2 protein-coding genes and 1 pseudogene are annotated in these 4,350 nt (G+C 72.8%); 2 read left to right on the forward strand and 1 reads right to left on the reverse strand.

The features are described from left to right. Positions 1-797, reverse strand: a pseudogene (locus AB0K60_RS14545) (hypothetical protein); the annotation flags it as partial. A gap of 818 nt (positions 798-1,615) precedes the next feature. On the opposite strand from AB0K60_RS14545, the gene AB0K60_RS14550 reads away from it, so the two are divergent. Further along, entirely contained in the window at positions 1,616-4,033 is a 2,418-nt protein-coding gene (locus AB0K60_RS14550) for an excinuclease ABC subunit UvrA (protein ID WP_364053516.1), read from the forward strand. Between the two features lie 9 nt (positions 4,034-4,042). Then, positions 4,043-4,219 (forward strand): hypothetical protein, encoded by a 177-nt coding sequence (locus AB0K60_RS14555; RefSeq protein WP_364053519.1) that lies wholly within the window; start codon positions 4,043-4,045, stop codon positions 4,217-4,219. The last annotated feature ends 131 nt before the right edge of the window (positions 4,220-4,350 follow it).

Consider the following 4,350-nt stretch of genomic DNA (forward strand, 5'->3'; position numbering starts at 1 on the left):
TCGGCGCGGGCCAGGGCGGCGGCGCCGGCCCGGCCGGCCTTCTCGGCGGCGCGGCGGGCGTGCTCGGCGCCGTCGTGGGCCCGGCCGCTCTGGGAACGGGCGCGTTCGGCGTCCTCGACCGCGCGGCGGGCCTTGGCCTGGGCGGCGCGGACCTGGGCCAGGGCCTGGTCGACGCGGTCGGCGAGCTCGCGTACGGCCTGGTCGCGGGCCTGCTCGGCCAGGGTGGCGCGGAGGACGGCCTGGTCGGCGGCCTGCTGGGCGCGGCGTTCGGTGGCGGCGGCCTCGCGCAGGGCGGCCAGGGCCTGCTCGCGTGCCGTCTCGGCGTCGGCGATGGCGCCGTCGCGCTCGGCCACGGCCTCGTCGGCGGCGCGGCGGGCGTCGGCGGCCTCGCGGCGCGCGGCCTCGGCGGCCTGGCGGGCGAGCCGTACCTGCTCGAATGCCTGCTCGCGTTCGGCCCAGGCGGCGGCGACGCGGGTGGCGGCCTCGGCCTGCACGGCGCTGATCTTGGCTTCGACGCCGGCCGGGCTCAGCTCCTGCGACAGCGCGGCGGCCAGCGGGGCGATCGCCGCCGCGAGCCCTTTCTCCATGCGGTCGTACAGGTCCTCGGCGCGGGCGAGCGTGCCCTCCAGTCCGGGGGCCGCGCGGCGGAGTTCGCGTTCGCGTTTCGCGGCGGCCTGGCAGCCGCCGTCGGGGCAGTAGGCGCGCCGGCGTCCCCTGCCGCCGCGTTGCTCGATCGGCGCCCCGCAGTGCTTGCACGGAGTGATCACCACGCCCCGGTCCCCGCCTCCGCCAGACATGCTGGGAATTTAGCATTTTCTATTTCCAGAAATTAAAAATCATGGCGGCGTGTCCGCCCGGCGCTCAGCGGGACGTTGGGATGTTGCTCGTCGCCGGTGCCGCAGGCGGTTCGGTACGGCGTGCGCGCGGAGGGACACGTCGTTCGCGAGGAGCCCTCGGGATCGTGGAGGCGGGCGACGAGCCGGGTGGGCGTACGAGGTCGTTCACGGGGAGGGGCGGGTTCCGGCCGAAGACCGGTCCTGGCACGGGCATGATCACGGGCACGATCGAACCGGAACCGCCAGAGGGCCCGTCCTTCGGCGGGATGCGGCCGGACGCGAACGGGCCTGGAGCGGGCGCGGCCGGTCCGCGGAGGTCGCAAGAGCGGGGTCGGGTGAGCGGCCGGTGCGCGGAGGTCGCGAGAGCGGGGTCGGGTGAACGGGGGTCGGGTGAACGGTCAGGATTCGAGAAGCGGTCGCCCCCGGGCCGCCTCTAGCGTGGGCGGCATGGACACAGCAGCATCCGCGTCCGGTCACCTCCCCCAGCCCCGCGCGGTCTCCCCCGGCCTCCCGCGGCGGCGTGCCCTCGGCCTTCCGCGGCGGCCGTGCCCCGGCCTTTCAGAGCGTGCGGTAGCGGCGCGGCGCAGGGCGGCGCATTCGCCGCCGCCGGGGGGAACTCGGCGTCCGGCCGGTCTGACTCCTTGAGCGAGTCACGATAAATCGGACACACACCTCAACACAGGTTAAATGGCATGCATCGCCGAGGGCTGGTTGAGCCGAGCCGGGCGGCGCCGAGCAAGACCGCGAAGGCGGCATACGCGACGACAGATGGAGAAACGATGAGCACGGCCACGACAACGGCCATGACGACGGGCACACCGGCGCCTGCGCCGCACGTAGCCGACAGCCACGACATGATCCGCGTCCACGGCGCACGCGAGAACAACCTCAAGAACGTCAGCATCGAGATCCCCAAGCGCCGGCTGACCGTGTTCACCGGCGTCTCCGGCTCGGGCAAGAGCTCCCTGGTGTTCGCCACGATCGCCGCCGAGTCGCAGCGGCTGATCAACGAGACCTACAGCGCCTTCGTACAGGGCTTCATGCCGACGCTGGCGCGGCCCGACGTCGACGTGCTCGAAGGGCTGACGACCGCGATCATCATCGACCAGGAGCGGCTCGGCGCCGACCCCCGCTCCACGGTCGGCACCGTCACCGACGCCAACGCGATGCTGCGCATCCTGTTCAGCAGGCTCGGCCGGCCGCACATCGGCCCGCCCGGCGCGTTCTCCTTCAACATCCCCTCGGTCCGGGCGTCCGGCACGATCACGGTCGAACGCGGCGCGGCCAAGACCGTGAAGCAGACCTTCAGCCGCGTCGGCGGCATGTGCCCGCGCTGCGAGGGCCGGGGCACGGTCTCCGACATCGACCTGCACCAGCTCTACGACGACTCCAAGCCGATCTCCGAGGGCGCGATCACCGTCCCCGGCTACAAGGTGGACAACGTCTGGACCGTGCGGATCTTCGCCGAGTCGGGCTTCATCGACCCGGACAAGCCGATCCGCGAGTTCACCAAGCGGGAGCTCCACGACTTCCTCTACAAGGAGCCGGTCAAGGTCAAGGTCAACGGCGTCAACCTCACCTACGAGGGCCTGGTCCCCAAGGTGCGCAAGTCGTTCCTGTCCAAGGACCCCGACACCCTCCAGCCGCACATCCGCGCCTTCGTGGAGCGGGCGGTCACCTTCGCCACGTGCCCCGACTGCGACGGCACCCGGCTGAGCGAGGCCGCCCGGTCCTCCCGCATCAAGGGCGTCAACATCGCCGACGCGTGCGCGATGCAGATCAGCGACCTCGCCGAATGGGTCCGTAGCCTCGACGAGCCGTCGGCGGCCCCGCTGCTCGCCGCGCTGGGGCAGACCCTGGAGTCGTTCGTGGAGATCGGGCTCGGCTACCTGTCGCTGAACCGGCCGTCGGGCACGCTGTCGGGCGGCGAGGCGCAGCGCGTCAAGATGATCCGCCACCTCGGCTCCTCGCTCACCGACGTCACCTACGTCTTCGACGAGCCCACGATCGGCCTGCACCCGCACGACATCCAGCGGATGAACGGGCTGCTGCTGCGGCTGCGCGACAAGGGCAACACGGTGCTCGTCGTCGAGCACAAGCCCGAGACGATCGCGATCGCCGACCACGTCGTCGACCTCGGCCCCGGCGCGGGCACCGCGGGCGGCACCGTCTGCTACGAGGGCGACATCGCAGGGCTGCGGGCCGCGGGCACCATCACCGGCCGCCACCTCGACGACCGGGCCGCCCTCAAGCCGTCGGTGCGTACGCCCACCGGAGCGCTGGAGATCCGCGGCGCGAACGCCAACAACCTGCGCGACGTCGACGTCGACATCCCGCTCGGGGTGCTGGTCGTCGTCACCGGCGTCGCCGGATCCGGCAAGAGCTCCCTCGTGCACGGGTCGCTGGGCCGCTCGGCGGCGGCCGCCCGCGCGGGCGTGGTGACGATCGACCAAGGTTCGATCCGGGGCTCCCGGCGCAGCAACCCGGCCACGTACACCGGGCTGCTCGACCCGATCCGCAAGGCGTTCGCGAAGGCCAACGGGGTGAAGCCGGCGCTGTTCAGCGCCAACTCCGAGGGCGCCTGCCCCTCCTGCAACGGCGCCGGCGTCGTCTACCTGGACCTGGGCATGATGGCCGGCGTCTCCACGACGTGCGAGGACTGCGAGGGCAAGCGATTCCAGGCGTCGGTCCTCGAGTACCGTCTCGGGGGCCGCGACATCAGCCAGGTGCTGGCCATGCCGGTCGCCGAGGCCGCGGAGTTCTTCGCCTCCGGCGAGGCGCGCACGCCGGCCGCCCACGCCATCCTCACCCGCCTCGCCGACGTCGGGCTCGGCTATCTCACCCTCGGCCAGCCGCTGACCACGCTGTCCGGCGGCGAGCGGCAGCGGCTCAAGCTCGCCGTGCACATGGCCGAGAAGGGCGGCGTGTACGTCCTGGACGAGCCGACCACCGGCCTGCACCTGGCCGACGTGGAGCAGTTGCTCGGCCTGCTCGACCGGCTGGTCGACTCGGGCAGGTCGGTCATCGTGATCGAGCATCACCAGGCGGTCATGGCACACGCCGACTGGATCATCGACCTCGGCCCCGGCGCGGGGCACGACGGCGGCCGGGTCGTCTTCGAGGGCACGCCCGCCGACCTCGTCGCCGCCCGCTCCACCCTCACCGGGCAGCATCTGGCGCAGTACGTCGGGGCCTGACCCGGGCCCGTGCGGCACGATCGGGCGGCACAGTTGGGCGGCACGGCGTCGCGCTCAGCGAAGAAACACCTGCTCTCCGGCGGCGCCTGCCTGTCCACGACCGGTCAGGCGATCTTCGTGAGCGGCGGGCCGTCCGTGCGCCAGCCCAGGCCGGACCAGATCGTGGCGTCCGATGCGGTCGAGTGAAAGCCCTGGGGCGCCGCCGGGGGAACACCGACTGGCGAGCGCAGGCCACGGGCGGCCATGCCGCGACTGCGACTCCCCGCCCGATCAGACCGGACGGTCAGGCGGGGATCACGCCAGCGGTCGAGTGACCC

The sequence above is a fragment of the Thermopolyspora sp. NPDC052614 genome (genome assembly GCF_040678635.1).
Classification (GTDB): Bacteria; Actinomycetota; Actinomycetes; order Streptosporangiales; family Streptosporangiaceae; genus Thermopolyspora.